At 66.0% G+C, this 23343-nt stretch carries 30 protein-coding genes; 28 read left to right on the top strand and 2 right to left on the bottom strand.

What is annotated here, in order from left to right:
- Positions 1–265: 265 nt before the first annotated feature.
- From ACYP33_RS26940 to ACYP33_RS26840, 21 genes are all read left to right on the top strand, one after another.
- On the top strand, positions 266–1084 hold the full coding sequence (locus ACYP33_RS26940; RefSeq protein WP_414443727.1) for an ABC transporter ATP-binding protein: 819 nt from the start codon (positions 266–268) through the stop codon (positions 1082–1084).
- On the top strand, positions 1081–1848 hold the full coding sequence (mlaE, locus tag ACYP33_RS26935) for a lipid asymmetry maintenance ABC transporter permease subunit MlaE (protein WP_414443728.1): 768 nt from the start codon (positions 1081–1083) through the stop codon (positions 1846–1848). Before ACYP33_RS26940 ends, mlaE begins: the two co-directional genes overlap by 4 nt.
- Positions 1849–1864: 16 nt before the next feature.
- Positions 1865–2380 carry an outer membrane lipid asymmetry maintenance protein MlaD gene (gene mlaD / locus ACYP33_RS26930; protein WP_414450484.1) on the top strand — a complete coding sequence of 172 codons (516 nt, stop codon included), beginning with the start codon at positions 1865–1867 and terminating at the stop codon, positions 2378–2380.
- 55 nt (positions 2381–2435) lie between these two features.
- Positions 2436–3455: an MlaA family lipoprotein gene (locus ACYP33_RS26925; protein ID WP_459624566.1), complete on the top strand. Its 1020-nt coding sequence runs from the start codon at positions 2436–2438 to the stop codon at positions 3453–3455.
- A gap of 108 nt (positions 3456–3563) precedes the next feature.
- Positions 3564–4190 carry an MlaC/ttg2D family ABC transporter substrate-binding protein gene (locus tag ACYP33_RS26920; protein WP_414450482.1) on the top strand — a complete coding sequence of 209 codons (627 nt, stop codon included), beginning with the start codon at positions 3564–3566 and terminating at the stop codon, positions 4188–4190.
- Positions 4187–4456 carry an STAS domain-containing protein gene (locus tag ACYP33_RS26915; RefSeq protein WP_459624565.1) on the top strand — a complete coding sequence of 90 codons (270 nt, stop codon included), beginning with the start codon at positions 4187–4189 and terminating at the stop codon, positions 4454–4456. The genes ACYP33_RS26920 and ACYP33_RS26915 overlap by 4 nt, the downstream gene beginning before the upstream one ends.
- Positions 4457–4651: 195 nt before the next feature.
- Positions 4652–5578, top strand: coding sequence for an ABC transporter ATP-binding protein (locus ACYP33_RS26910; RefSeq protein WP_414450481.1), 927 nt, complete (start codon positions 4652–4654; stop codon positions 5576–5578).
- Complete coding sequence (locus tag ACYP33_RS26905; protein WP_414443734.1) at positions 5575–6330, top strand: ABC transporter permease; 756 nt, start codon at positions 5575–5577, stop codon at positions 6328–6330. The genes ACYP33_RS26910 and ACYP33_RS26905 overlap by 4 nt, the downstream gene beginning before the upstream one ends.
- Positions 6331–6350: 20 nt before the next feature.
- Positions 6351–6590 carry a BolA family protein gene (locus ACYP33_RS26900; protein ID WP_206126242.1) on the top strand — a complete coding sequence of 80 codons (240 nt, stop codon included), beginning with the start codon at positions 6351–6353 and terminating at the stop codon, positions 6588–6590.
- 16 nt (positions 6591–6606) lie between these two features.
- A complete protein-coding gene (gene murA / locus ACYP33_RS26895) occupies positions 6607–7953 on the top strand; it encodes a UDP-N-acetylglucosamine 1-carboxyvinyltransferase (protein ID WP_459624564.1) in 1347 nt (448 codons plus the stop codon).
- Positions 7950–8606: an ATP phosphoribosyltransferase gene (gene hisG, locus ACYP33_RS26890; RefSeq protein WP_414443736.1), complete on the top strand. Its 657-nt coding sequence runs from the start codon at positions 7950–7952 to the stop codon at positions 8604–8606. The genes murA and hisG overlap by 4 nt, the downstream gene beginning before the upstream one ends.
- 41 nt (positions 8607–8647) lie before the next feature.
- Entirely contained in the window at positions 8648–9976 is a 1329-nt protein-coding gene (hisD, locus tag ACYP33_RS26885) for a histidinol dehydrogenase (protein ID WP_459624563.1), read from the top strand.
- A gap of 214 nt (positions 9977–10190) precedes the next feature.
- Complete coding sequence (gene hisC, locus ACYP33_RS26880; protein WP_459624562.1) at positions 10191–11261, top strand: histidinol-phosphate transaminase; 1071 nt, start codon at positions 10191–10193, stop codon at positions 11259–11261.
- Positions 11262–11322: 61 nt separating this feature from the next.
- A complete protein-coding gene (gene hisB, locus ACYP33_RS26875) occupies positions 11323–11910 on the top strand; it encodes an imidazoleglycerol-phosphate dehydratase HisB (RefSeq protein ID WP_414443739.1) in 588 nt (195 codons plus the stop codon).
- Between the two features lie 98 nt (positions 11911–12008).
- Positions 12009–12629, top strand: a complete 621-nt coding sequence (locus ACYP33_RS26870; protein WP_414443740.1) for a MarC family protein — start codon at positions 12009–12011, stop codon at positions 12627–12629.
- Complete coding sequence (gene hisH / locus ACYP33_RS26865) at positions 12626–13267, top strand: imidazole glycerol phosphate synthase subunit HisH (RefSeq protein WP_414443741.1); 642 nt, start codon at positions 12626–12628, stop codon at positions 13265–13267. Before ACYP33_RS26870 ends, hisH begins: the two co-directional genes overlap by 4 nt.
- 172 nt (positions 13268–13439) lie before the next feature.
- Positions 13440–14195 carry a 1-(5-phosphoribosyl)-5-[(5-phosphoribosylamino)methylideneamino]imidazole-4-carboxamide isomerase gene (gene hisA / locus ACYP33_RS26860; RefSeq protein ID WP_459624561.1) on the top strand — a complete coding sequence of 252 codons (756 nt, stop codon included), beginning with the start codon at positions 13440–13442 and terminating at the stop codon, positions 14193–14195.
- A gap of 100 nt (positions 14196–14295) precedes the next feature.
- Positions 14296–15072 (top strand): imidazole glycerol phosphate synthase subunit HisF, encoded by a 777-nt coding sequence (gene hisF / locus ACYP33_RS26855; protein WP_459624560.1) that lies wholly within the window; start codon positions 14296–14298, stop codon positions 15070–15072.
- Positions 15069–15491, top strand: a complete 423-nt coding sequence (gene hisI, locus ACYP33_RS26850; protein ID WP_414450477.1) for a phosphoribosyl-AMP cyclohydrolase — start codon at positions 15069–15071, stop codon at positions 15489–15491. The genes hisF and hisI overlap by 4 nt, the downstream gene beginning before the upstream one ends.
- Complete coding sequence (locus ACYP33_RS26845) at positions 15488–15856, top strand: phosphoribosyl-ATP diphosphatase (RefSeq protein WP_206126231.1); 369 nt, start codon at positions 15488–15490, stop codon at positions 15854–15856. Before hisI ends, ACYP33_RS26845 begins: the two co-directional genes overlap by 4 nt.
- 48 nt (positions 15857–15904) lie before the next feature.
- Entirely contained in the window at positions 15905–16312 is a 408-nt protein-coding gene (locus ACYP33_RS26840; RefSeq protein WP_459624559.1) for a DUF4870 family protein, read from the top strand.
- A 67-nt stretch (positions 16313–16379) separates the two neighbouring features.
- Here the strand turns inward: ACYP33_RS26840 and ACYP33_RS26835 are convergent, their stop codons facing one another.
- Positions 16380–16628 carry a hypothetical protein gene (locus ACYP33_RS26835; RefSeq protein ID WP_414443746.1) on the bottom strand — a complete coding sequence of 83 codons (249 nt, stop codon included), beginning with the start codon at positions 16626–16628 and terminating at the stop codon, positions 16380–16382.
- Here ACYP33_RS26835 and tatA point away from each other — a divergent pair.
- The 3 genes from tatA to tatC are packed head-to-tail and all read left to right on the top strand — an operon-like array spanning position 16627 to position 18245.
- Positions 16627–16860: a Sec-independent protein translocase subunit TatA gene (gene tatA / locus ACYP33_RS26830; RefSeq protein WP_414443747.1), complete on the top strand. Its 234-nt coding sequence runs from the start codon at positions 16627–16629 to the stop codon at positions 16858–16860. The genes ACYP33_RS26835 and tatA overlap by 2 nt on opposite strands.
- A 24-nt stretch (positions 16861–16884) precedes the next feature.
- Entirely contained in the window at positions 16885–17418 is a 534-nt protein-coding gene (tatB, locus tag ACYP33_RS26825; RefSeq protein WP_414443748.1) for a Sec-independent protein translocase protein TatB, read from the top strand.
- Between the two features lie 44 nt (positions 17419–17462).
- Positions 17463–18245, top strand: coding sequence for a twin-arginine translocase subunit TatC (tatC, locus tag ACYP33_RS26820; RefSeq protein ID WP_414443749.1), 783 nt, complete (start codon positions 17463–17465; stop codon positions 18243–18245).
- A gap of 59 nt (positions 18246–18304) precedes the next feature.
- Here the strand turns inward: tatC and ACYP33_RS26815 are convergent, their stop codons facing one another.
- Complete coding sequence (locus ACYP33_RS26815; RefSeq protein WP_459624558.1) at positions 18305–19513, bottom strand: Do family serine endopeptidase; 1209 nt, start codon at positions 19511–19513, stop codon at positions 18305–18307.
- Positions 19514–19535: 22 nt separating this feature from the next.
- Between ACYP33_RS26815 and ACYP33_RS26810 the strand changes: the two genes are divergently transcribed.
- From ACYP33_RS26810 to ACYP33_RS26795, 4 genes are all read left to right on the top strand, one after another.
- Complete coding sequence (locus tag ACYP33_RS26810) at positions 19536–20282, top strand: Nif3-like dinuclear metal center hexameric protein (protein ID WP_414450474.1); 747 nt, start codon at positions 19536–19538, stop codon at positions 20280–20282.
- Between the two features lie 218 nt (positions 20283–20500).
- On the top strand, positions 20501–21121 hold the full coding sequence (gene petA, locus ACYP33_RS26805) for a ubiquinol-cytochrome c reductase iron-sulfur subunit (RefSeq protein WP_459624567.1): 621 nt from the start codon (positions 20501–20503) through the stop codon (positions 21119–21121).
- A complete protein-coding gene (locus tag ACYP33_RS26800) occupies positions 21121–22503 on the top strand; it encodes a cytochrome b (RefSeq protein ID WP_414443753.1) in 1383 nt (460 codons plus the stop codon). Before petA ends, ACYP33_RS26800 begins: the two co-directional genes overlap by 1 nt.
- 31 nt (positions 22504–22534) lie before the next feature.
- The gene (locus ACYP33_RS26795; protein WP_414445687.1) at positions 22535–23284 is read left to right on the top strand and encodes a cytochrome c1; all 750 of its coding nucleotides are present in this window, start codon (positions 22535–22537) and stop codon (positions 23282–23284) included.
- The last annotated feature ends 59 nt before the right edge of the window (positions 23285–23343 follow it).

Raw genomic sequence — 23343 nt, 5'->3', positions numbered from 1 at the left:
GCCGTTTCTTCTTATGATTACCGTGATTGCCGCAACGCAGCGTTGCGGGCCGGCGCTGCCGGGCGCCCCGGAATCCGCGCCCGGCAAGGCTTTCGGCCGCCCGTCCAGCCGTGCTGGGCGTCGCGGCGGCCGCCGCCGAGCGCCGCGCCGTTACATCGAGTAACGATTACCCAGATGCGGAAATTGCCGCGCTGCACACCTTGCAGGCATCAATCCAAGGCAGGCCCTATAATTCGGCGTTCTGTGTAACAGGATTGACAGCTCCGTGAGCTCCCCTTCCGAGTCCCTGCTGGAACTTCGCGATGTCGATTTCGGCTACGGCGATCGGCTCGTGCTGTCGAATCTGAACCTGCGCTTCGGGCGCGGCCAAGTGGTCGCGGTGATGGGCGGGTCCGGGTGCGGCAAGACGACCGTGCTGCGGCTGATCGGCGGCCTGGTGCGCGCGCGGCGCGGCCAGGTGCTGTTCGATGGCGCCGATCTCGGCGCGCAATCGCGTGACGGCCTTTACGCGCTGCGCCGCAAGATGGGCATGCTGTTCCAGTTCGGCGCGCTGTTTACCGACATGTCGGTGTTCGACAATGTCGCGTTCGCGCTGCGCGAACATACCGACCTGCCCGAGCCGCTGATCCGCGATCTGGTGTTGATGAAGCTCAACGCGGTGGGCCTGCGCGGCGCGCGCGACCTGATGCCGTCCGAGGTATCGGGCGGCATGGCGCGCCGCATCGCGCTGGCCCGCGCAATTGCGCTCGATCCGCAACTGATCATGTACGACGAGCCGTTCGCCGGCCTCGATCCGATCTCGCTCGGCATCACCGCGAACCTGATCCGCACGCTGAACGAGGCGCTCGGCGCGACCTCGATCCTGGTCACGCACGACGTGCCGGAATCGTTCGCGATCGCCGATTACGTCTACTTCCTCGGCAACGGCGGCGTGCTGGCCGAAGGCACGCCCGACCAGTTGCGCGCCTCGACCGAGCCGAGCGTGCGCCAGTTCATCGACGGCGTGCCCGACGGCCCGTTCCGGTTTCACTACACGAGTCCGCCGCTCGACGCGGATTTCGGCCTTGGCGGAGGGCGCCGATGATCAGCGCGATCGGTCGTTACGTGATCGGCGGTTTCGAACGCACGGGCTATGCGTCCCGGCTGTTCGTGCGCCTCGTGTTCGAATTCTTCGCCCTGCTGCGCCGGCCGCGGCTCGTCACGAAACAGATCCACTTCCTCGGCAATTATTCGTTCGTGATCATTGCCGTGTCGGGCCTGTTCGTCGGCTTCGTGCTGGGCCTGCAGGGCTACTACACGCTGAACCGTTACGGCGCGGAGCAGTCGCTCGGCCTGCTGGTGGCGCTTTCGCTGGTGCGCGAGCTCGGGCCGGTGGTCACCGCGCTGCTGTTCGCGGGCCGCGCCGGCACCTCGCTGACGGCCGAAATCGGCTTGATGAAGGCCGGCGAGCAGCTCACCGCGCTCGAAATGATGGCGATCGATCCGATCAAGACGGTGATCGCGCCGCGCCTGTGGGCCGGCATCATCGCGATGCCGCTGCTGTCGGCGATTTTTTGCGCGGTCGGCGTGCTCGGCGGCTACGTGGTGGGCGTGATCCTGATCGGCGTCGATCCGGGCGCGTTCTGGTCGCAGATGCAGGGTGGCGTGGACGTCTGGTCCGACGTCGGCAACGGCGTGCTCAAGAGCGTGGTGTTCGGCTTCGCCGTCACCTTCACGGCGCTCTACCAGGGTTACGAAGCGAAGCCGACGCCGGAAGGCGTGTCGCGCGCGACCACCCGAACCGTCGTGTACGCGTCGCTCGCGGTACTCGGCCTCGATTTCCTGCTGACTGCGCTGATGTTCAGCTGAGTCGGCCATTTCAGAGATGACGATGAAAAAGACTGCTCTCGACTTCTGGGTCGGCCTGTTCGTGGTGGTGGGCTTCCTGGCCCTGCTGTTCCTTGCGCTGAAGGTCGGCAACATGAGTTCGCTGTCGTTCCAGCAAACCTACCCGGTCAAGATGAAGTTCGACAATATCGGCGGCCTCAAGCCGCGCGCCGCGGTCAAGAGCGCGGGCGTGGTGGTCGGCCGGGTCAGCGCGATCGGCTTCGACACCAATACCTATCAGGCCGTCGTCACGATCGACGTGGACAAGCAGTACGAATTCCCGAAGGATTCGTCCGCGAAAATTTTGACCTCCGGCCTGCTCGGCGAGCAGTACATCGGGCTCGAGCCGGGCGGCGACACGGAAATGCTGAAAGCAGGCGATACGATCACGATGACGCAATCCGCGATCGTGCTGGAAAACCTGATCGGACAATTTTTGTACAGCAAGGCGGCGGATGCGGGCGGTGCGAAGCCGCCGGCGGCGGCCGCGGCCTCGGGGGCGAGCGCGCAGTAGGCGGCGCCATCCTCCCCACGACGAAACAAGACAAAAGAGAAGAGGGAACTTAACCATGCAGACCATGCGCCTCAGGAACGCGGCATTGGCCGCCGCGGCCGTCGCCGCGATGAGCGGTTGCGCCACCGTCCAGACGCCCACCAAGGGCGATCCGATGGAAGGCTTCAACCGCACGATGTACAAGTTCAACGACACGATCGACACCTATGCGCTGAAGCCCGCCGCGAAGGGCTACCAGTGGGTGGTGCCGGGGCCGGTCCGCGACAGCGTGACGAATTTCTTCTCGAACATCGGCGACGTGTATATCGCCGCCAACAACCTCGCGCAGCTGCGCATCGCCGACGGCGTGGGCGACATCATGCGCGTGGTGATCAACACGGTGTTCGGCGTCGGCGGCCTGTTCGACGTGGCGACCGTCGCGAAGCTGCCCAAGCACTCGAGCGACTTCGGCATCACGCTCGGCCACTACGGCGTGCCGGCCGGCCCGTACGTCGTGCTGCCGCTCCTCGGACCGAGCACGGTGCGCGATACGGCGGGCTTGGCCGTCGACTACGTCGGCAATCCGCTCACCTACGTGAACCCCGATTCGCTGAGCTGGGGCCTGTTCGGCGTGAACCTGCTGAACACGCGCGCCAACCTGCTCGGCGCGGGGGACGTGCTCGACGCGGCCGCGATCGACAAGTATTCGTTCGTGCGCAACGCGTACCTGCAACGGCGCCAGTCGCTGATCTCCGCCTCGGGCGGCCCTGGCGGCCGGGCGGCCGCGGCGGCCGTGCCCGACTACAGCGGCGATTCGCTGCCGAAGTACGACGTGCCGGACGACGGCGCGGCGCCGGCGGGCGCTGCGGCAGCGGGTGCAGCCGGTGCAGCGGGTGCGGCAGCCGGGGCGGCGGTTTCGCCGGCCGGCGCGACGCCGGCCTCGGGCGCTTCGGCGGCTGCCGCCGCGCCTGCGTCGAATGCCTCGGACGCCACGGCGGAGCAGCCGAATCCGGCCAGCGCCACCCACGTGCCGGCCCAGAACGTGGTGCCGCCGTCGCCGAACGGCTTCCGTTGGCCGAGCCTGCGTCTCCACTGATCCGGCCCCGGTTCGTTACAGCCAGAAACGTTTGTGACGGCGACGGATGCAACGTGCAGCCCGTTGCCGGTGCAAAATGACGCACCGTTCACTTCGCAGGACACGCTCATGAAAAAGTTTTTTCTGATCCCCGTCGCCGCCGCCTTCCTCGCGTTCGGCAGCGCGGCCCATGCCGAGGTCGACCAGTCGAACCCGCAGGCGCTCATCAAGACCGCGACCGAGCAAGTGCTCAACGAGGTTCGCACGCAATCGATCAAGCCTGGTGACATCGGCAAGATCACCGATATCGTCAATCGCGACATCCTGCCGTACACGGATTTCCGCCGCACCACGCAGCTCGTGATGGGGCGCAGCTGGCGCGCCGCCACGCCGGATCAGCAGGCCCAGGTCATCGATCAGTTCAAGATGCTGCTGATCCGCACCTATTCGGGCGCGATCGCGCAGTTGAAGGCCGATCAGCAGATCCAATACCTGCCGTTCCGCGCCGATCCGGGCGCCACCGACGTGGTGGTCCGCACGCTGGCGCAGACCAACGGCCAGCCGGCGCAGATCGATTACCGTCTGTACAAGTCGCAGCAAGGCTGGCGTGTCTATGACCTGAACGTGCTCGGCGCCTGGCTGATCCAGACGTACCAGCAGCAGTTCAACGAGAAGATCCAGCAAAGCGGCGTGGACGGGCTGATCCAGTTCCTGACGCAACGCAACCAGCAACTGGCCAACGGCAAGGCATCGTGAGCCAGTTCGCCACCGGCGCCACGCTGACCCACGCGAGCGCGAAGGCCGCGCTCGACGACGGGCTCGGCCGGATCGCTTCGGGCGCCACCGTGGTCGACTGCGCGGCCCTCGCGCAGTTCGACTCGGCCGCGCTGGCGGTGCTGCTCGCCTGGCAGCGCGCCGTGCACGCGCGCGGGGCGAATCTCGACATCCTCAATCTGCCGCCGAAGCTCGCCAGCCTCGCGCACGCCTACGGCATCGACACCCTCCTGACCGGGCGACATTGACGCTCGCCCGAGCCACGCCCCGCCGCAGCGATGCGCGCGGCGGCGCCGGTCCGCTGCGGGTTCGCCGCCCCGGACCGCCCTGCCGGTTTGCCCTATAATCAACCGTTTTGCGGGGCATCCAATCGGCCCCCGTTTTTCCCCATCCGTTTTACGACCAGAATCAGGCATCGCGGCGCTCGTTCGTCGCGCTCAGTCATGTCAGCCATAGAAATCCGTAACGTCAAGAAGCGCTACCAGTCGCTTCAGGCGCTCAAGGGCGTCAGCCTGTCCGTCGAGGAGGGCGAATTCTTCGGCCTGCTCGGTCCGAACGGCGCCGGCAAGACCACGCTCATCAGCATCCTGGCCGGGCTTGCCCGCGCCGACGAAGGCAGCATCTCGGTGCGCGGCCACGATGTCGTCACCGATTTCCGCGGGGCGCGCCGCGCGCTCGGCGTGGTGCCGCAGGAGCTGGTGTTCGATCCGTTCTTCTCCGTGCGCGAAACGCTGCGCATCCAGTCCGGCTATTTCGGCCTGCGCCGCAACGACGACTGGATCGACGAGATCATGGCCAATCTCGATCTCACCGAGAAGGCCGACACCAACATGCGCGCGCTGTCGGGCGGCATGAAGCGCCGCGTGCTGGTCGCGCAGGCGCTGGTGCACCGGCCGCCGGTGATCGTGCTCGACGAGCCGACCGCCGGGGTCGACGTCGAACTGCGCCAGACGCTCTGGAAGTTCATCTCGCGCCTGAATCGCGAAGGTCACACGATCGTGCTGACCACCCATTACCTCGAGGAAGCCGAATCGCTGTGCGACCGCATCGCCATGCTGCGCCGCGGAGAGGTGGTGGCGCTCGAACGCACCGATGCCCTGCTGCGCCGCTTCGCCGGCCTGCAGCTCTACCTGCGGCTGTCGCAGGGCGAGCTGCCGGCCGAGTTGCGTACGCTTGCGAGCGAGCCGGCGCCGTCCGGTGCGCGCGAGCATCTGCTGCGGCTCAACAACTACGACGAGGTCGAACGCATTCTGTCGGCCTGCCGCGCGGCGGGCTGCGGGTTCGAGGAGATCGAGGTGCGCAAGGCCGACCTCGAGGACGTGTTCGTCCAGGTGATGAACGGAGCCGATGTGGTCGAGGGGTTGGCATGAGCGGGTTTCGCACGCTGTTCTACAAGGAAATGCTGCGGTTCTGGAAGGTGTCGTTCCAGACCGTGCTCGCGCCGGTCGTGACGGCGCTGCTGTATCTGACGATCTTCGGCCATGCGCTGTCGGGCCGCGTCAACGTGTATCCGGGCGTCGAGTACGTGAGCTTCCTGGTGCCGGGCCTGGTGATGATGAGCGTGTTGCAGAACGCGTTCGCCAACAGCTCGTCGTCGCTGATCCAGTCGAAGATCACCGGCAACCTGGTGTTCATGCTGCTGCCGCCGCTGTCCTACGCCGATATCTTCGGCGCCTACGTGCTGGCGGCCGTGGTGCGCGGGCTGGCGGTGGGCCTCGGGGTGTTCGTGGTGACCGTGTGGTTCATCCCGATCGGCTTCGCCTCGCCGCTGTTCATCGTGCTGTTCGCGCTGTTCGGCTCGGCCATTCTCGGCACGCTCGGCCTGATCGCCGGCATCGTCGCCGAGAAGTTCGATCAACTGGCCGCGTTCCAGAACTTCCTGATCATGCCGCTCACGTTCCTGTCGGGCGTGTTCTATTCGACGCATTCGCTGCCGCCCCTGTGGCGCGAGATCTCGCGTCTCAATCCGTTTTTCTACATGATCGACGGCTTCCGCTACGGGTTCTTCGGCATCGCCGACATCAACCCGTTCGAAAGCCTCGCGATTGTGGCCGGCTTCTTCGTGCTGCTCGCGCTGATCGCGATGCGGCTCCTCGCCTCCGGCTACAAGCTGCGCCACTGATATCGACTGGAGCTTTTCTCATGTTGCCGACTCCCGAACAGGTCAAGCAATACATCGCGGGTGGTCTCGTCTGCTCGCATCTGGAAGTCGAAGGCGACGGCCAGCATTTCTTCGCGACCATCGTGTCGGCCGAATTCGACGGCAAGCGGCTGATCCAGCGCCATCAGCTCGTCTACGCGGCGCTCGGCGACCGCATGAAGCAGGAAATCCACGCGCTCAGCATGAAGACGCTGACGCCCGCCGAATGGCAGAACGCATAAAGAACGGACGAACTTCGTGCAAGTTTCAGTAAACGAACGCGACGCGGTCAGACACGTCGCGACCGCGAGCCCGGCCGTCGCCCGGATCGGGCAGGCGCACGGCGAACAGCTCGTGATGACCGGCGGCCGGCGGCTGGTCGGCGAAATCCAGGTGTCGGGGGCGAAGAACGCCGCGCTGCCGATCCTTTGTGCAAGCCTGCTCAGCGCCGAGCCGCTCGCGCTCGACAACGTGCCGGATCTGCAGGACGTGCGCACCATGCTCGCGCTGCTGGCCGGCATGGGCGTGAAGAGCGAGGTGGACGGCGCGCGCGTGGTGCTCGACGCCGCCGACGTGACCGAGCCGGTCGCGCCGTACGAGCTGGTCAAGACCATGCGTGCCTCGATCCTGGTGCTCGGCCCGCTGGTGGCGCGCTTCGGCTACGCCAAGGTGTCGCTGCCGGGCGGCTGCGCGATCGGTGCGCGGCCGGTGGACCAGCACATCAAGGGCCTGCAGGCGATGGGCGCCGAGATCACCATCGAGCACGGCTACATCGAGGCCCGCGCGACGCGCCTGAAGGGCGCGCGCATCGTCACCGACATGATCACCGTGACGGGCACCGAGAACCTGCTGATGGCCGCGGCGCTGGCCGACGGCGAAACCGTCATCGAGAACGCCGCGCGCGAACCCGAAGTGACCGACCTCGCGAACCTGCTGGTGGCGATGGGCGCGAAGATCGACGGCATCGGCACCGATTGCCTGACGATCCAGGGTGTCGAGCGGCTGCATGGCGCGAGCCACGCCGTGGTGCCCGACCGCATCGAGGCCGGCACGTTCCTGTGCGCGGTGGCGGCGGCCGGCGGCGATGTCACGCTGCGCGGCATGCGCGCGCACCTGCTCGACGCGGTGCTCGGCAAGTTGCGCGACACTGGCGCCGTGCTCGACGAGCGCGCCGACACGCTGCGCGTGACGATGGACCGCCGCCCCGGCGCGGTCGCCATCCGCACCTCGGAATACCCGGCGTTCCCGACCGACATGCAGGCGCAGTTCATGACGCTGAACGCGGTCGCCTCGGGCACCGCGCACGTGGTCGAAACCATCTTCGAGAACCGTTTCATGCACGTGCAGGAGCTGAACCGGCTCGGCGCGGACATCGTGGTGGACGGCAACACCGCGCTCGTGACCGGCGTGCCGCGCCTGTCCGGCGCGAACGTGATGGCCACCGACCTGCGCGCCTCCGCGAGCCTCGTGATCGCCGGCCTGTGCGCCGACGGCGAGACCGTGATCGACCGCATTTACCACCTCGATCGCGGCTATGATCGGATGGAAACCAAGCTGAACGCAGTGGGCGCCGACGTGCGCCGCCTCACCGGGAGTCCCGCATGAACGCACCGCTGACCCTCGCGCTGTCGAAAGGGCGCATCTTCGAGGAAACCGTGCCGCTGCTGGCGGCCGCAGGCATCGAAGTGACCGAGGATCCGGAATCGTCGCGCAAGCTGATTCTGCCGACCAACGATCCGAACGTGCGCGTGATCATCGTGCGCGCCACCGACGTGCCCACCTATGTCGAATACGGCGCGGCCGATTTCGGCGTGGCGGGCAAGGACGTGCTGATCGAGCACGGCGGCGGCGGGCTCTACCAGCCGATCGACCTGAACATCGCGCGCTGCCGCATGTCGGTGGCGGTGCAGGCCGGCTTCGACTACGTCAACGCGGTGCGCCAGGGCGCGCGGCTGCGCGTGGCGACCAAGTACACCCAGGTGGCGCGCGAGCATTTCGCCGCGAAGGGCGTGCACGTCGACCTGATCAAGCTGTACGGCTCGATGGAGCTGGCGCCGCTGGTCGGCCTGGCCGACGCGATCGTCGACCTGGTCAGCTCGGGCGGCACGCTCCGGGCCAACAATCTGGTCGAGGTCGAGGAAATCATGCCGATTTCGTCGCGCCTCGTGGTGAATCAGGCCGCGCTCAAACTGAAGCGCGCCGCGCTGAAGCCGATTCTCGACGCGTTCGAACGCGCGTCGAAGCAGGTCGCGGCCTGACGCGTTCAGGCCCCCGGCGCATTACCCGAACGGAAAGCATCATGTCCATCAAGATTCGCAAGCTCGATTCCAGCAACGACGGCTTCCACGCCGACCTGCGCGCGGTGCTCGCCTTCGAGGCGGGCGAGGACGAGGCGATCGAACGCTCGGTCGCCGGCATCCTGGCCGACGTGAAGGCGCGCGGCGACGCCGCGGTGCTCGATTACACGAACCGCTTCGATCGCCTGAACGCCACCAGCGTGGCCGCGCTCGAGCTGCGCCAAGACATGCTGGAAGCGGCGCTCGAAGGGCTGGAGCCGAAGCGCCGCGCGGCGCTCGAGGCGGCCGCCGCCCGCGTGCGCGGCTATCACGAGAAGCAGAAGATCGAGTGCGGCAGCCATAGCTGGCAATACACCGAATCCGATGGCACGGTGCTCGGCCAGAAGGTCCTGCCGCTCGACCGCGTCGGCCTCTACGTGCCGGGCGGCAAGGCCGCCTATCCGTCGTCGGTGCTGATGAACGCGATTCCCGCGCGGGTGGCCGGCGTGGGTGAAATCGTGATGGTGGTGCCCACCCCGGACGGCGTCGTCAACGACCTGGTGCTGGCCGCGGCGTATCTCGGCGGCGTCGATCGCGTGTTTACGATCGGCGGCGCGCAGGCCGTGGCCGCGATGGCCTACGGCACCGTCACGGTGCCGGCCGTCGACAAGATCTGCGGCCCCGGCAACGCCTATGTGGCGTCGGCCAAGCGCCGCGTGTTCGGCACGGTCGGCATCGACATGATCGCCGGCCCGTCCGAAATCCTCGTGATCTGCGACGGCACCACCGATCCGCACTGGGTCGCGATGGACCTGTTCTCGCAGGCCGAGCACGACGAACTCGCGCAGTCGATCCTGTTGTGCCCCGATGCCGCCTTCATCGAGCGCGTCGAGAAGGCGATCGTCGAACTGCTGCCGACCATGCCGCGCGAGGCCGTGATTCGCGCCTCGCTGGAAGGCCGCGGCGCGCTGATCAAGGTGCGCGACATGGCGGAGGCCTGCCGTATCGCCAACGATATCGCACCCGAGCACCTGGAGATTTCGGCGCTCGAACCGCAGCAGTGGGGCAAGCATATCCGCCACGCCGGCGCGATCTTCCTGGGCCGCTACACCAGCGAAAGCCTCGGCGATTACTGCGCCGGCCCGAACCACGTGCTGCCCACCTCGCGTACGGCGCGCTTCTCGTCGCCGCTCGGCGTCTACGATTTCATCAAGCGTTCGAGCCTGATCGAAGTCAGCGCCGACGGTGCGCAGACGCTTGGCGAGATCGCCTCGGAACTCGCCTACGGCGAAGGCCTGCAGGCCCACGCCCGCGCGGCCGAATACCGGATGCGCAACCACGGCAACCACTGACGCCGTTGCGCAGTCGCGCCGGCCGGGCCGGCGGCGCGGCGCTCGCCGTGTTCGATGCGCCGGCGCCGACGGGCCGAGGCCGGTGAGCGATTCGCCCGGCCCGTCCGATCGGCAACAACCGCAATCACCAAAAGATCCGCAACCCCCCGGAACGCGCGCCGATTCCCGCGCGGCCCCAGGCAGACAGGGCGGCGCGTTGCACGCCGCGCACATCATGACGACGCCACAAGACATCATTCGCCCCGACGTGCTCGCGATGACGAGCTATCCGGTGCCGGACGCCACCGGCTTCGTGAAGCTCGACGCGATGGAGAACCCGTACACGTTGCCGGCGCCGCTGGCGGCCGGGCTCGGCGCGCATCTGGCGCAGGTCGCGCTGAACCGCTATCCGGCCCCGCGGCCGGCTGCGCTGCTCGACAAGCTGCGCGCCGCGATGGCCGTGCCGGCCGGTTGCGAACTGATGCTCGGCAACGGCTCCGACGAATTGATCAACATCCTCTGCGTGGCCTGCGCCAAGCCGGGCGCTTCGGTGCTGACGCCGGTGCCGGGTTTCGTGATGGTCGAGCAGTACGCGCGTTTCGCCGGGCTCGATTTCGTCGGCGTGCCGCTGCGCGAGGATATGTCCCTCGATATCGACGCGATGCTCGCGGCGATCGCCGCGCACCGCCCCGCGCTGATCCACCTCGCGTTCCCGAACAACCCTACCGGCACGCTGTTCGCCGACGCGGACATCGAGCGGATCGTCGCCGCCGCCACCGGCAGCCTGGTCGTGATCGACGAGGCCTACCAGCCGTTCGCCGGCCGCAGTTGGCTCGCGCGGGCGCCGGAGTTCGACAACGTGGTGGTCATGCGCACGCTGTCGAAGCTGGGCCTGGCCGGTGTCCGGCTCGGCTATCTGGCCGGCGCGCCGCGCTGGCTGGCGGAATTCGACAAGGTCCGCCCGCCGTACAACGTCAACGTGCTGACCCAGGCGGCCGTCGATTACCTGCTCGATCACCTCGATGTGCTCGACGCGCAGGCCGCCGAATTGCGCGCCGCCCGCGAGCAATTGATGGCGGCGGTGGCCGCGCTGCCCGGCACGACCGTGTTCCCGAGCGCCGGCAATTTCGTGCTGGTGCGGGTGCCGGACGCCGCCGCCGTGTTCGATACGCTGCTGACCGAGCGGGTCTTGATTAAAAACGTGAGTAAAATGCATCCGTTGCTCGCCAATTGCGTACGGCTGACGGTTGGTTCTCCTGACGAGAACCGCGCGCTGCTCGCGGCGTTGCAACAGGTGCTGTGCTGAGCGGACCGCCCGCCGCCGGTACCTTCCAGCCCCCTTTACCCAGCCATTTCAAGGAATCACCATGCGTGTGGCGGAAGTCGTTCGCAATACGAGCGAAACGCAGATCCGTGCGTCGATCAATCTCGACGGCACCGGCCAGCAGAAGCTGGCGACCGGCGTGCCGTTCCTCGACCATATGCTCGACCAGATCGCGCGCCATGGTCTCATCGATCTCGACATCGAAGCGCACGGCGACACGCATATCGACGACCACCACACGGTGGAAGACGTCGGCATCACGCTCGGCCAGGCGATCGCCAAGGCCGTCGGCGACAAGAAGGGCATCCGCCGCTACGGCCATGCCTACGTGCCGCTCGACGAGGCGCTGTCGCGCGTCGTGATCGATTTCTCGGGCCGTCCGGGCCTCGAATTCCACGTGCCGTTCACGCGCGCACGGATCGGCACGTTCGATGTCGATCTGTCGATCGAATTCTTCCGCGGCTTCGTGAACCACGCCGGCGTCACGCTCCATATCGACAATCTGCGCGGCATCAACGCGCACCATCAGCTCGAGACCGTGTTCAAGGCGTTCGGTCGCGCGCTGCGGATGGCGACCGAGCTCGATGCGCGCGCGGCCGGCCAGATTCCGTCGACCAAGGGCAGCCTCTGATCGAGAACCCGCCCGGTGCGCGGCGGCGCGGCTGAAGCAGGGCCGCCCCGCGTGCCGGCACGCCGCCGACGAGGCTGCACGTCCCGCACGACCCGCACATGGATCTGCTCAAATCGTTCATCTCGCTGCTCGCGCTGATCAACCCGCTCGGCGCGGTGCCGTTCTTCCTGAGCCTGACGGCGTCGCAAAGCGACGACGAACGGCGCCGGACGGTGCGCGTGGCGGCGGTTTCGGTGTTCTGCGTGATCGTGGTGACCACGCTGCTCGGGCAGCAGATCATCCACTTCTTCGGGATTTCGGTCGGCTCGCTCGAAGTGGGCGGCGGCATCATCATGCTGCTGATGGCGATCAACATGCTGAACGCGCAGATGGGCAACGCCCGCTCCACGCCCGAGGAGCGCGACGAGGCGGAATCGAAGAACAGCATCGCCGTGGTGCCGCTCGCGATTCCGCTGCTGACCGGCCCCGGCTCGATCAGCACGGTGATCATCTATTCGGCCAACGCCGCGCACTGGTACGAGCGGCTCTGGCTGATCGCGATCGGCGCGGTGATCGCGGGCCTCTGTTTCGTCGCGATGCGGCTCGCCGAGCCGATCGCGAACTGGATCGGCCGCACCGGCATTAATATTGCGACGCGGCTGATGGGATTGATGCTGTCGGCGCTGGCGGTGGAATTCATCGTCGACGGACTGAAGGCGTTACTGCCTGCACTGAAATGAAAACTTCGATTGCGATTGTGGATTATGGGATGGGCAACCTGCGTTCGGTGGCCCAGGCGCTGATGAAGGCGGAGCCGCTGGCCGAGGTGGCGATCGTCGATCGCCCCGAGCAGATCCGCGCGGCCGACCGGGTGGTGTTGCCGGGCCAGGGCGCGATGCCCGACTGCATGCGCTGCCTCGGTGAATCGGGCTTGCAGGAGGCCGTGATCGAGGCCTCGCGCAGCAAGCCGCTGCTCGGCGTGTGCGTGGGCGAGCAGATGCTGTTCGACTGGAGCGCCGAGGGCGACACGCCGGGCCTCGGCCTGCTGCCGGGCAAGGTGCTGCGCTTCGATCTGGCCGGCCAGCTGCAGGACGACGGCTCGCGTTACAAGGTCCCGCAGATGGGCTGGAACCGCGTGCGCCAGACGCTCGCGCATCCGCTCTGGAGCGGCGTACCCGACGAGGCGTTCTTCTACTTCGTGCACAGCTACTACGTGGTGCCGGCCGACCGCGCGCATGCGGCCGGCGAAACACCCTACGGCGAGCCGTTCGTGTCGGCGGTGGCGCGCGACAATATCTTCGCGACCCAATTTCACCCGGAGAAGAGCGCCGAGGTGGGCCTGCGCCTGTATCGCAATTTCGTCCACTGGAAACCGTGAACGTCGCGCCGAAGCCACGCCGGCGGGGCCTCGAATGCCTGTCGCGCGGGGCGTTGGCGTCAAAACCCTGAAAGACTTGTACTAAACTAGCAAGCGTCGCCGTCCGGCCCGGCTCACCCGGCCCGGTTACGGCGCGCCAACCCTCCATTTTTTCAGACGACTCCCGATAGCTATGCTGCTGATTCCGGCCATCGATCTTAAAGACGGTCAGTGTGTGCGCCTCAAACAGGGCGATATGGACCAGGCGACGATTTTCTCCGAGGACCCCGCGGCGATGGCCCGCAAATGGGTGGATCTCGGGGCGAGACGTCTGCATCTGGTTGACCTGAACGGTGCCTTCGCGGGCAAGCCGAAGAACCTCGAGGCGATCGAGGCGATCCTCGCCGAAGTCGGCGACGAGATCCCCGTGCAGCTCGGCGGCGGCATCCGCAGCCTCGAGACGATCGAGAAGTACCTCGACGCGGGCCTGTCCTACGTGATCATCGGCACCGCCGCCGTGAAGGACCCGGGCTTCCTGCAGGATGCCTGCACCGCGTTTGCCGGCAGCATCATCGTCGGTCTCGACGCGAAGGACGGCAAGGTCGCCACCGATGGCTGGAGCAAGCTGACCGGCCATGAAGTGATCGACCTCGCGCAGAAGTTCGAGGATTACGGCGTCGAATCGATCATCTACACCGACATCGGCCGCGACGGCATGCTCCAGGGCATCAACATCGAAGCCACCGTGAAGCTCGCGCAAGCGGTCGGCATTCCGGTGATCGCCAGCGGCGGCCTGTCGAACCTGAACGACATCGAGCAGCTTTGCGACGTGGAGGGCGAGGGCATCGAAGGCGTGATCTGCGGCCGCGCGATCTACTCCGGCGATCTCGATTTCTCGGTGGCGCAAAAGCGTGCCGACGAACTGAACGGCGAACTCGACGACGCCTGACTCGCGAGCGCGGGCGGCGTGCCGCCGGCCGCCGCGCTGCGTTCTCGCCCGAGCCGCCCGCCTGCGCGGGCGGCCTTACCAGCGGCAATCGTGCACCATCATGGCTCTAGCTAAACGCATCATCCCCTGTCTCGACGTCACCGCCGGGCGCGTCGTGAAGGGCGTCAATTTCGTCGAACTGCGCGACGCGGGCGACCCCGTCGAAATCGCGCGGCGCTACGACGATCAAGGCGCGGACGAACTGACGTTCCTCGACATCACGGCCACCTCCGACCAGCGCGACCTGATCCTGCCGATCATCGAAGCGGTGGCCTCGCAGGTGTTCATTCCGTTGACGGTCGGTGGCGGCGTGCGCGCCGTCGAGGACGTGCGGCGCCTGCTGAACGCCGGCGCGGACAAGGTCAGCATGAACTCGTCGGCCGTGGCCAATCCGCAGCTCGTGGCCGACGCGGCGAACAAGTACGGCTCGCAATGCATCGTGGTCGCGATCGACGCCAAGCGCGTGTCGGCCGACGGCGAAGTGCCGCGCTGGGAAGTGTTCACGCACGGCGGGCGCAAGGCCACCGGCCTCGACGCGATCGAATGGGCGCGCAAGATGGCCGAACTCGGCGCGGGCGAGATCCTGCTGACCAGCATGGATCGCGACGGCACCAAGTCCGGTTTCGACCTGGCGCTCACGCGCGGCGTGTCCGACGCCGTGCCGGTGCCGGTGATCGCTTCGGGCGGCGTGGGCGGCCTCCAGCATCTGGCCGACGGCATCGTCGAAGGCCATGCCGACGCGGTGCTCGCGGCGAGCATCTTCCATTACGGCGAACACACGGTCGGCGAAGCCAAGCGCTTCATGGCCGATCGCGGCATTCCGGTGAGACTGTCATGACGACGAAACCCCAAGCGGCGGCGCTGCCCGCCTGGCTCGACAAGGTGCGCTGGGACGACAACGGCCTGGTGCCGGTGATCGCCCAGGAAGTGGGCAGCAACGACGTGATGATGTTCGCGTGGATGAACCGCGAAGCGCTCGCAAAGACGGTTGAAACCGGCCGCGCCGTGTATTACTCGCGCTCGCGCAAGCGTCTGTGGTTCAAGGGCGAGGAATCGGGGCACGTGCAGCACGTGCACGAAGTGCGCCTCGATTGCGACGAGGACGTCGTGCTGCTGAAGATCGACCAGGTGTCGGGCATCGCCTGCCACACCGGCCGTCATTCCTGCTTCTTCCAGAAATTCGAAGGCACGGCGGAGGCCGGCGACTGGGTCGCCGTCGAGCCGGTGCTGAAAGATCCCGAGCACATCTACAAATGACGCAAACCACCAACGACACGCTGCTGCGCCTCGCGGCCGTGATCGATAGCCGCAAGGGCGGCGATCCCGAGCAATCCTATGTGTCGCGTCTGTTCCACAAGGGCGATGATGCGGTGCTCAAGAAGATCGGCGAGGAAGCGACCGAAGTGGTGCTGGCCGCCAAGGATGTGCGTCAAGGTGGCGCACCCACCGCGCTGGTGGGCGAAGTGGCCGATCTCTGGTTCCACTGCCTGGTGGCGCTGTCGCATTTCGACCTGAGCCCGGCCGACGTGCTGGCCGAGCTGGAGCGTCGCGAAGGATTGTCCGGCCTCGAGGAAAAGGCGCTGCGCAAGCGCCGCGAACGCGAGGAAAACGACGGCGGCTGAACGGGCTTGCCGCATGCATCAGTCATGTCATCTGAGAGGGGTAGCATCATGACCGAACCATCAGTCCAGCCGGGCGGCGTGCCGGTGCCGGTGAATTTTCCGGGTGGCCGGTCCGCCGGAGAACGCGAGCGTTCGCTGAAGACCCTGACGCATGTGCTGTACGCTCTGTATGCGCTGCAGGGTTTCACGGGCGGCTTCACGGCGCTGGTGGCGATCATCATCAATTACGTGAAGCGCGAGGATGTGGTCGGCACGCATTACCAGGCGCACTTCGAGTGGCAGATCCGCACGTTCTGGCGCGCGTTGATCCTGGCGGCGATCGGGTTCCTGTTGGTGTTCGTGGTGGTCGGCTTTTTCATTCTTGGTGCGGCGGGAATCTGGTGCCTGTACCGTATCATCAAGGGCTGGCTGTACCTGTACGACGAGAAACCGCTCGATCCGAAGGCATGGTTCTGAGCCCTGGTGGCGAAACCGGGTTCCGGACCGGATTCATTCTCGGGCCGGTGAGCGGTCTGGCGGTCTATCATCGGCATGCGCGCCGGTTCGCCGGGCCGGGTTCCTGGAAGCGGGCCGGCTCGAAGCGGGTCGTCACGCAGTGAAGGCAGTCAAAAGCAGCAGAAGGCAGCAACGCGGTAACACAACAAGAGTCGACGGAACGCATCAGCAGATCGGAGTGGCGGCGCATCGTGTGCCGCCGCGCTTCGGGAAAGAGGCCGGCGCCGCCGGCAGTTGACGCCGCCATTGGCGGCGAGGTTGAGGAGAGTTGCATCATGGGCGGATTGAGTATTTGGCACTGGCTGATCGTTTTGCTGATCGTCGTGATGGTGTTCGGCACCAAGAAGCTGCGCAATCTGGGCGGCGATCTGGGCGGTGCGGTCAAGGGCTTCAAGGACGGCATGAAGGAAGGCGAACCGTCGGCCGACGGCCAGCAGCTGCCGCGCAACGGTTCAGTCGACGTCGACGCGAAGGAAGCATCGCGCTCGTCCGATTCGCACAAGGCGTAAGCCACGACCTGACGAAACGGCACGATGCTCGATCTCGGTATTTCGAAGATGGCGCTGATCGGCGTCGTCGCGCTGGTGGTGCTCGGCCCCGAGCGCTTGCCGCGCGTCGCGCGCACGGCAGGCGCCTTGTTCGGGCGCGCGCAGCGCTATATCAACGAAGTGAAGGCCGAGGTGACGCGCGAGATCGAACTCGATGCGCTGCGCACCATGAAGACGGACTTCGAAAGCGCGGCGCGCAACGTCGAAAACACCATTCACGACAACCTGCGGCAGCACGAGCAGGATCTCAACGAAGCGTGGAGCACGGCGGTTTCCGGTGATGCCGGCACCTCGTCGGAGCCGGTTTCGGTCCAGCCGGACGGCGCCGCGCCGTTCTGGCAGGGCAGCTCGGTCAGCACCACGTTCACGCCGAAGCGCCGCAACTGGCGCGTCAAGCAGACGGCGACGCCCGCCTGGTACAAGCGCGCCACCACGCGCCGCACCCACGTGCAGTCGGGCGCCGCGCGCGTCGCGCGTCATCAGCCCGACAGCCTGCGCCGTCCCACGCGTTTCTTCTGATTCAGCACGATGAAGCGCGCCCATCACTCGAACCGAGGGCCGGTGTGAGCGACCCCCTGCACAACCCGGAAGAAGCCCGGGAAGAAACCTTCATTTCCCATCTCGTCGAATTGCGCACCCGCCTGGTCCGGGCGGGCGCCGCCGTGTTCGTGGTGTTCGTCGGGCTGGTGTATTGGGCGCCGGACATCTTCCGGCTGCTCGCGCGGCCGCTGATGCAGAACCTGCCGGCCGACGGCAAGATGATCGTCACCGACGTGACCGGCTCGTTCTTCGTGCCGATGAAGGTCACGATGCTCGTCGCGCTGGTGATCGCGCTGCCGGTGGTGCTGTACCAGATCTGGGCCTTCGTGGCGCCGGGGCTGTACCAGCACGAGAAACGGCTCGTCATGCCGCTCGTCGGCAGCAGCTATTTTCTGTTCCTGTGCGGCATGGCGTTCGCGTACTTCGTGGTGTTTCCCACCATCTTCCGCGTGATGGCGCACTACAACGCTCCGCTCGGCGCGGAAATGACCACCGACATCGACAACTACGTGAGCTTCGTGCTCGGCATGTTCCTCGCGTTCGGCGTGACGTTCGAGGTGCCGGTGGTGGTGGTGCTGCTGGTGCGCATGGGCGTGCTGTCGATCAAGAAGCTCAAGGAAATCCGGCCTTACGTGATCGTCGGCGCGTTCGTCGTGTCGGCGGTGGTGACGCCGCCGGACGTGTTCTCGCAGTTGATGCTGGCGCTGCCGCTGATCGTGCTCTACGAAGTCGGCCTGATCGCGGCGCGCATCTTCATCGGCGACAAGCGCGTCGTGAAGGACGAAGGATCGGAAGCGGCGGGTTGACAGGGCAGCCCGGCCCGGCCGAGTACGTAAAAAAGGCAGCCTCGCGGGGCTGCCTTTTTTTATTCCTGTTCCTCGTTGTTCTGATCGTCCGAGGCCTGTTTCGGCGGTGGTGGACGCTTGCCGATCACCACCGTCAGATCGAAGCTGCGCGTCTTGCGCACCACGCTCACCTTGGTCGGCGTGCCCGGCTTGATCTGCGCGACCGTGTTGAGCAGCTTGGTGGTGTCGGTGATCGGCTCGTCGTTGACGGTGGTCAGGATGTCGCCGGGCTTGATGCCGGCCTTGTCGGCCGGGCCGCCCTGCAGCACGCCGGCCACGATCGCGCCCGACTTTTGCGCGAGGCCGAACGAATCGGCGATCTCGGGCGTGAGATCCTGCGGCTCGACGCCGATCCAGCCGCGCGTGACCGCGCCGCTGGTGATGATGCTTTCGAGCACCGTGCGCGCCGTGGAGACCGGAATCGCGAAGCCGATGCCGAGCGAGCCGCCCGAGCGCGAGTAGATGGCGGTGTTGATGCCGAGCAGGTTGCCGCTCACGTCCACCAGCGCGCCGCCCGAATTGCCCGGGTTGATCGGGGCGTCGGTCTGAATGAAGTTCTCGAACGTGTTGATGCCGAGGTGATTGCGCCCCAGCGCGCTGATGATCCCCATCGTGACGGTCTGGCCTACCCCGAACGGGTTGCCGATCGCGAGCACCACGTCGCCGACGCGCGCCTTGTCCGAGCGGCCGAGCGTGATGGTCGGCAGGTTGGTCAGGTTGATCTTGAGGACGGCGAGATCGGTTTCGGGATCGTTGCCGATGACCTTGGCCGTCGAGGTGCGGCCGTCGGCCAGCGCCACTTCGATCTGATCGGCGCCTTCGACGACGTGCTGGTTAGTTAGAATGTAACCTTCCGGGCTCACGATAACGCCGGAGCCCAGGTTCGATGCCGGTTCTTCCCGTTGGTGGCGCGGGTTGCGATCGCCGAAGAAATACCGGAACAGCGGGTCTTTCGCGCGCGGGTCGGGCGGCAGCGAACCATCCTTGCTCGAAAACACGTTGACCACGGCCGGCATCGCCTTTTGCGCCGCATCGGCGTACGAGGCTTGCGCGGGCGCGCCGCCCACGCCGGGCGCGACTTCGCGCAGGGCCACGATCGGCGCGGCGAGCTGCTTGCCGAGTTGCCCCTGGCGCTGCAACCACTGAGGCTTGAGGGTCGCGACGATGAACATCAGCGCGAGCAGAACCGTCACAGCCTGAGCGAAGAACAGCCAGAAGCGTCTAAGCATTTGAAGAGATTAGGGGAAATATATGGACCGGATCGAACTCGAATTGTACTTGAACAATACCCTGGACATTACGCGGTTCAAGGACTACTGCCCGAACGGCCTGCAGGTCGAGGGGCGCCGCCGCATCGAACGGATCGCCACCGGCGTGACCGCCTCGGTGGCCCTGCTCGAACGGGCGCTCGAATGGGGCGCCGATGCCGTGCTCGTGCACCACGGCTATTTCTGGCGCAACGAAGCGCCGCAGATCACCGGCCGCAAGTACCAGCGGTTGAAGCTGCTGCTCGCCAACGACCTGAACCTGTTCGCGTTTCATCTGCCGCTCGACGCGCATCCCGAACTCGGCAACAACGCGCAGCTCGGCGAGCGCCTCGGCCTGATCGCCGATACGCGCTTCGGCGATCACGACCTGGGCTGGCTGGCCACGCTGCCGATGGACGTTTCGCTCGAACACTTCGCGGCCAAGGTCGAGCAGACGCTCGGCCGCGCGCCGCTCGTGCTCGGCGACATGGATCAGCGGCTGCGCCGGGTGGCCTGGTGCACCGGCGGCGCGCAGAGCTATTTCGATGCGGCCATCGACGCCGGCGCCGACGTGTTCCTGACCGGCGAAGCCTCCGAATTCGTCACGCACGCGGCCGCCGAAAGCGGCGTGGCCTTCGTTGCGGCGGGGCATCATGCCACCGAGCGCTACGGCATCCAGGCGCTCGGCCGCCATCTGGCGGAACACTTCGGCCTCGAACACACGTTCATCGACGTGCCGAACCCGGTCTGAGGCCGCCAAATTGCGGCGGCGCACCGTTTCTTTTTATGAAGCATCCGCTTAATAACTGATTGAAAAACACCGTTCGGCGATGGGTGAAAACCCTTGCCGATCAATGACTTCTGCGCAATATCGGGTTTCAGGCCTTGAAAATGCCGAGCCCGAACGCGCACACTATCGGCGATATGCGAAGTCATGACGGTGAATCCAACTCAGAAGTGGGGCGTGAGATGCGAGATAAAGAAGAGAAACGCGTCGACAGCGGCCGCCGTACCTGGCTGATTGCGACCTCCGTGGCGAGCGGGGTTGGGGGTGTCGCCACGGTCATTCCATTCGCGGCTTCGCTGGCGCCATCCACCAAGGCCAAGGCCGCCGGTGCGCCGGTCGAGGTCGACATCTCCGGCCTCAAACCGGGCGATCTCGTCACCGTGGCGTGGCGCGGCAAGCCGGTCTGGATCCTGAACCGCACCGAGGCGATGCTGGCCGATGTCAAGAAGGCCGACCCGGAGCTGGCCGATCCGCAAAGCCGGGCCACGTACTCGATGCCGATGCCCGAGTACTGCGAGAACGAATACCGCTCGCGCGCCGACCGCAAGAACATCCTCGTCGTGATGGCCGTGTGCACCCACCTCGGCTGCACGCCCACCTCGCGCTTCAACCCCGGCCCGCAACCGAACCTGCCTGACGACTGGCCGGGCGGTTTCCTCTGCCCCTGTCACGGCTCGACCTACGATCTTGCCGGGCGCGTCTTCAAGAACAAGCCCGCGCCGCAGAACCTCGATATTCCGCCTTACATGTTCACCTCGGCCAACACGGTCTTGATCGGCAAGGACGAGAAAGGAGAAGCGTGATGGCGACCGACAATAAAAATGTCTCCACGACAGGGTTCATCGGCTGGATCGACGCGCGCTTCCCGTTCACCTCGACGCTGCGCAAGCATGTGACCGAGTACTACGCGCCGAAGAACTTCAACTTCTGGTATTTCTTCGGCTCGCTCGCGTTGCTGGTGCTCGTCAACCAGATCGTCACCGGCATCTTCCTGACGATGAACTACAAGCCCGATGCGACGCTCGCGTTCGCCTCGGTCGAGTACATCATGCGCGAGGTGCCGTGGGGCTGGCTGATCCGCTACCTGCATTCGACCGGCGCGTCGATGTTCTTCGTGGTGGTGTATCTGCATATGTTCCGCGGGCTGCTGTACGGCTCGTACCGCAAGCCGCGCGAGCTGGTGTGGATCTTCGGCTGCGCGATCTTCCTGTGTCTGATGGCCGAGGCGTTCTTCGGCTACCTGCTGCCGTGGGGGCAAATGTCGTTCTGGGGCGCGCAGGTGATCGTCAACCTGTTCTCGGCGATCCCGTTCATCGGCCCCGATCTGTCGCTGTGGATTCGCGGCGATTACGTGGTGTCCGACGTCACGCTGAACCGCTTCTTCGCGTTCCACGTGATCGCGATCCCCCTGGTGCTGGTCGGGCTGGTGGTTGCGCACCTGGTGGCGCTGCACGAGGTCGGCTCGAACAACCCCGACGGCGTCGAGATCAAGGAGCACAAGGACGAACGCGGCATCCCGCTCGACGGCATCCCGTTCCATCCCTATTACTCGGTGCACGATTTCTTCGGCGTGTGCGTGTTCCTGATGATCTTCGCGCTGATCGTGTTCTTCGCGCCGGAGATGGGCGGCTACTTTCTCGAAGCCAACAACTTCGTGCCGGCCAACCCGCTGCAGACGCCGCCCGAGATCGCCCCGGTGTGGTACTTCACGGCGTTCTACGCGATGCTGCGCGCCACCACGGACCCGTTCAAGATCGTGCTGATGGTGGTGATCGCGCTGCTAGGCGTAACCGCGCTGTGGCGCGCGCGCGGCAAATGGCGGCTCGGGCTGCCGGTGCTGGCCGCCGCCGTGGTGGTGTTCATGGGGCTGACCGAATCGAAGTTCTGGGGCGTGGTGGTGATGGGCGCGGCGGTGGTGTCGCTGTTCTTCCTGCCCTGGCTCGACCGCAGCCCGGTCAAGTCGATCCGCTACCGGCCGACGTTCCACAAGGTATTCCTCGGCATCTTCGTGCTGGCGTTCCTGACGCTCGCGTTCCTCGGCACGCAGCCGCCGTCGCCGGCGCGCACGCTGATCGCGCAGGGCTGCGCGCTGATCTACTTCGCATTCTTCCTCGGCATGCCGCTCTGGACCCCGCTCGGCACGTTCAAACGTCCACCCGAGCGCATCACTTTCCGGCCCCATTAATGCGAGCGAGGAGAACACCATGATCAGGATGATGTGGAAGGCCTTGCTGCTGATCGGCGCCGCGTGGCTGGTGCTGGGCGGCGCGGCGGCGCGGGCCGACGAGGCCAATATTCCGCTCGACCGGGCGCCCGATAACGCGGAAAATCTCGTTGCCCTGCAACATGGCGCGCAATTGTTTGTAAACTACTGCCTGAATTGCCATAGCGCGAACCTGATGCGCTACAACCGTCTGACGGATCTGGGCATTTCCCAGAAGGAGATCGAGGCGAATCTCCTGTTCACGACGGACAAGGTCGGCAATACGATGGGCGTCGCGATGCGCCCCGACGACGCCAAACGCTGGTTTGGCGTAACCCCGCCCGATCTCTCGGTCGAGGCGCGGGCTCGGGGCCGCGACTGGCTCTATACGTACTTGCGCAGCTTTTACCGCGACGACACGCGGCCGACCGGCTGGAACAATGCGGTGTTCGAGAACGTCAGCATGCCTCACGTGCTCTGGCAGTTGCAGGGTCAGCGCACGCCGAAATACGAGGAAACGACCGACATGGAGAGTGGCGAGAAGGTTCGCAAGCTCGTCGGTTATACGCAGGTCACGCAAGGAACGCTCTCGCCGGTGGATTATGATGCTGCCGTGGCCGACCTCGTCGCGTACCTGGGATGGATGGCCGAACCCGAACAGCAAACGCGCAAACGCATCGGCGTCTGGGTGCTGCTGTTCCTGGGCATCCTGACCTTTTTCGCGTGGCGGCTTAACGCCGCGTATTGGAAAGATATCAAGTAAACACGCCAAGACCGGCGTGGGGCCGGTGCAAGGGCAAACCTGCTGGCAGGTTTGTCTGC

This window comes from Burkholderia sp. 3C, assembly GCF_054589155.1.
The sequence above is the reverse complement of the archived record's forward strand: the minus strand, read 5'-3'. Positions and strand labels throughout refer to the sequence as shown.

What these genes read in the sequence shown, in the direction of transcription:
- ACYP33_RS26845 (WP_206126231.1), top strand. Translation starts at nt 15,488, where the DNA reads ATGACGCAAACCACCAACGACACGCTGCTGCGCCTCGCGGCCGTGATC.
- ACYP33_RS26810 (WP_414450474.1), top strand. Translation starts at nt 19,536, where the DNA reads ATGGACCGGATCGAACTCGAATTGTACTTGAACAATACCCTGGACATT.
- hisF (WP_459624560.1), top strand. Translation starts at nt 14,296, where the DNA reads ATGGCTCTAGCTAAACGCATCATCCCCTGTCTCGACGTCACCGCCGGG.
- ACYP33_RS26920 (WP_414450482.1), top strand. Translation starts at nt 3,564, where the DNA reads ATGAAAAAGTTTTTTCTGATCCCCGTCGCCGCCGCCTTCCTCGCGTTC.
- tatB (WP_414443748.1), top strand. Translation starts at nt 16,885, where the DNA reads ATGCTCGATCTCGGTATTTCGAAGATGGCGCTGATCGGCGTCGTCGCG.
- mlaE (WP_414443728.1), top strand. Translation starts at nt 1,081, where the DNA reads ATGATCAGCGCGATCGGTCGTTACGTGATCGGCGGTTTCGAACGCACG.
- ACYP33_RS26835 (WP_414443746.1), bottom strand. Translation starts at nt 16,628, where the DNA reads ATGATGCAACTCTCCTCAACCTCGCCGCCAATGGCGGCGTCAACTGCC.
- ACYP33_RS26870 (WP_414443740.1), top strand. Translation starts at nt 12,009, where the DNA reads ATGGATCTGCTCAAATCGTTCATCTCGCTGCTCGCGCTGATCAACCCG.
- ACYP33_RS26840 (WP_459624559.1), top strand. Translation starts at nt 15,905, where the DNA reads ATGACCGAACCATCAGTCCAGCCGGGCGGCGTGCCGGTGCCGGTGAAT.
- hisA (WP_459624561.1), top strand. Translation starts at nt 13,440, where the DNA reads ATGCTGCTGATTCCGGCCATCGATCTTAAAGACGGTCAGTGTGTGCGC.
- hisB (WP_414443739.1), top strand. Translation starts at nt 11,323, where the DNA reads ATGCGTGTGGCGGAAGTCGTTCGCAATACGAGCGAAACGCAGATCCGT.
- tatA (WP_414443747.1), top strand. Translation starts at nt 16,627, where the DNA reads ATGGGCGGATTGAGTATTTGGCACTGGCTGATCGTTTTGCTGATCGTC.
- ACYP33_RS26905 (WP_414443734.1), top strand. Translation starts at nt 5,575, where the DNA reads ATGAGCGGGTTTCGCACGCTGTTCTACAAGGAAATGCTGCGGTTCTGG.
- ACYP33_RS26910 (WP_414450481.1), top strand. Translation starts at nt 4,652, where the DNA reads ATGTCAGCCATAGAAATCCGTAACGTCAAGAAGCGCTACCAGTCGCTT.
- hisD (WP_459624563.1), top strand. Translation starts at nt 8,648, where the DNA reads ATGTCCATCAAGATTCGCAAGCTCGATTCCAGCAACGACGGCTTCCAC.
- ACYP33_RS26900 (WP_206126242.1), top strand. Translation starts at nt 6,351, where the DNA reads ATGTTGCCGACTCCCGAACAGGTCAAGCAATACATCGCGGGTGGTCTC.
- hisC (WP_459624562.1), top strand. Translation starts at nt 10,191, where the DNA reads ATGACGACGCCACAAGACATCATTCGCCCCGACGTGCTCGCGATGACG.
- ACYP33_RS26800 (WP_414443753.1), top strand. Translation starts at nt 21,121, where the DNA reads ATGGCGACCGACAATAAAAATGTCTCCACGACAGGGTTCATCGGCTGG.
- hisG (WP_414443736.1), top strand. Translation starts at nt 7,950, where the DNA reads ATGAACGCACCGCTGACCCTCGCGCTGTCGAAAGGGCGCATCTTCGAG.
- hisI (WP_414450477.1), top strand. Translation starts at nt 15,069, where the DNA reads ATGACGACGAAACCCCAAGCGGCGGCGCTGCCCGCCTGGCTCGACAAG.
- ACYP33_RS26815 (WP_459624558.1), bottom strand. Translation starts at nt 19,513, where the DNA reads ATGCTTAGACGCTTCTGGCTGTTCTTCGCTCAGGCTGTGACGGTTCTG.
- petA (WP_459624567.1), top strand. Translation starts at nt 20,501, where the DNA reads ATGCGAGATAAAGAAGAGAAACGCGTCGACAGCGGCCGCCGTACCTGG.
- mlaD (WP_414450484.1), top strand. Translation starts at nt 1,865, where the DNA reads ATGACGATGAAAAAGACTGCTCTCGACTTCTGGGTCGGCCTGTTCGTG.
- hisH (WP_414443741.1), top strand. Translation starts at nt 12,626, where the DNA reads ATGAAAACTTCGATTGCGATTGTGGATTATGGGATGGGCAACCTGCGT.
- ACYP33_RS26795 (WP_414445687.1), top strand. Translation starts at nt 22,535, where the DNA reads ATGTGGAAGGCCTTGCTGCTGATCGGCGCCGCGTGGCTGGTGCTGGGC.
- ACYP33_RS26925 (WP_459624566.1), top strand. Translation starts at nt 2,436, where the DNA reads ATGCAGACCATGCGCCTCAGGAACGCGGCATTGGCCGCCGCGGCCGTC.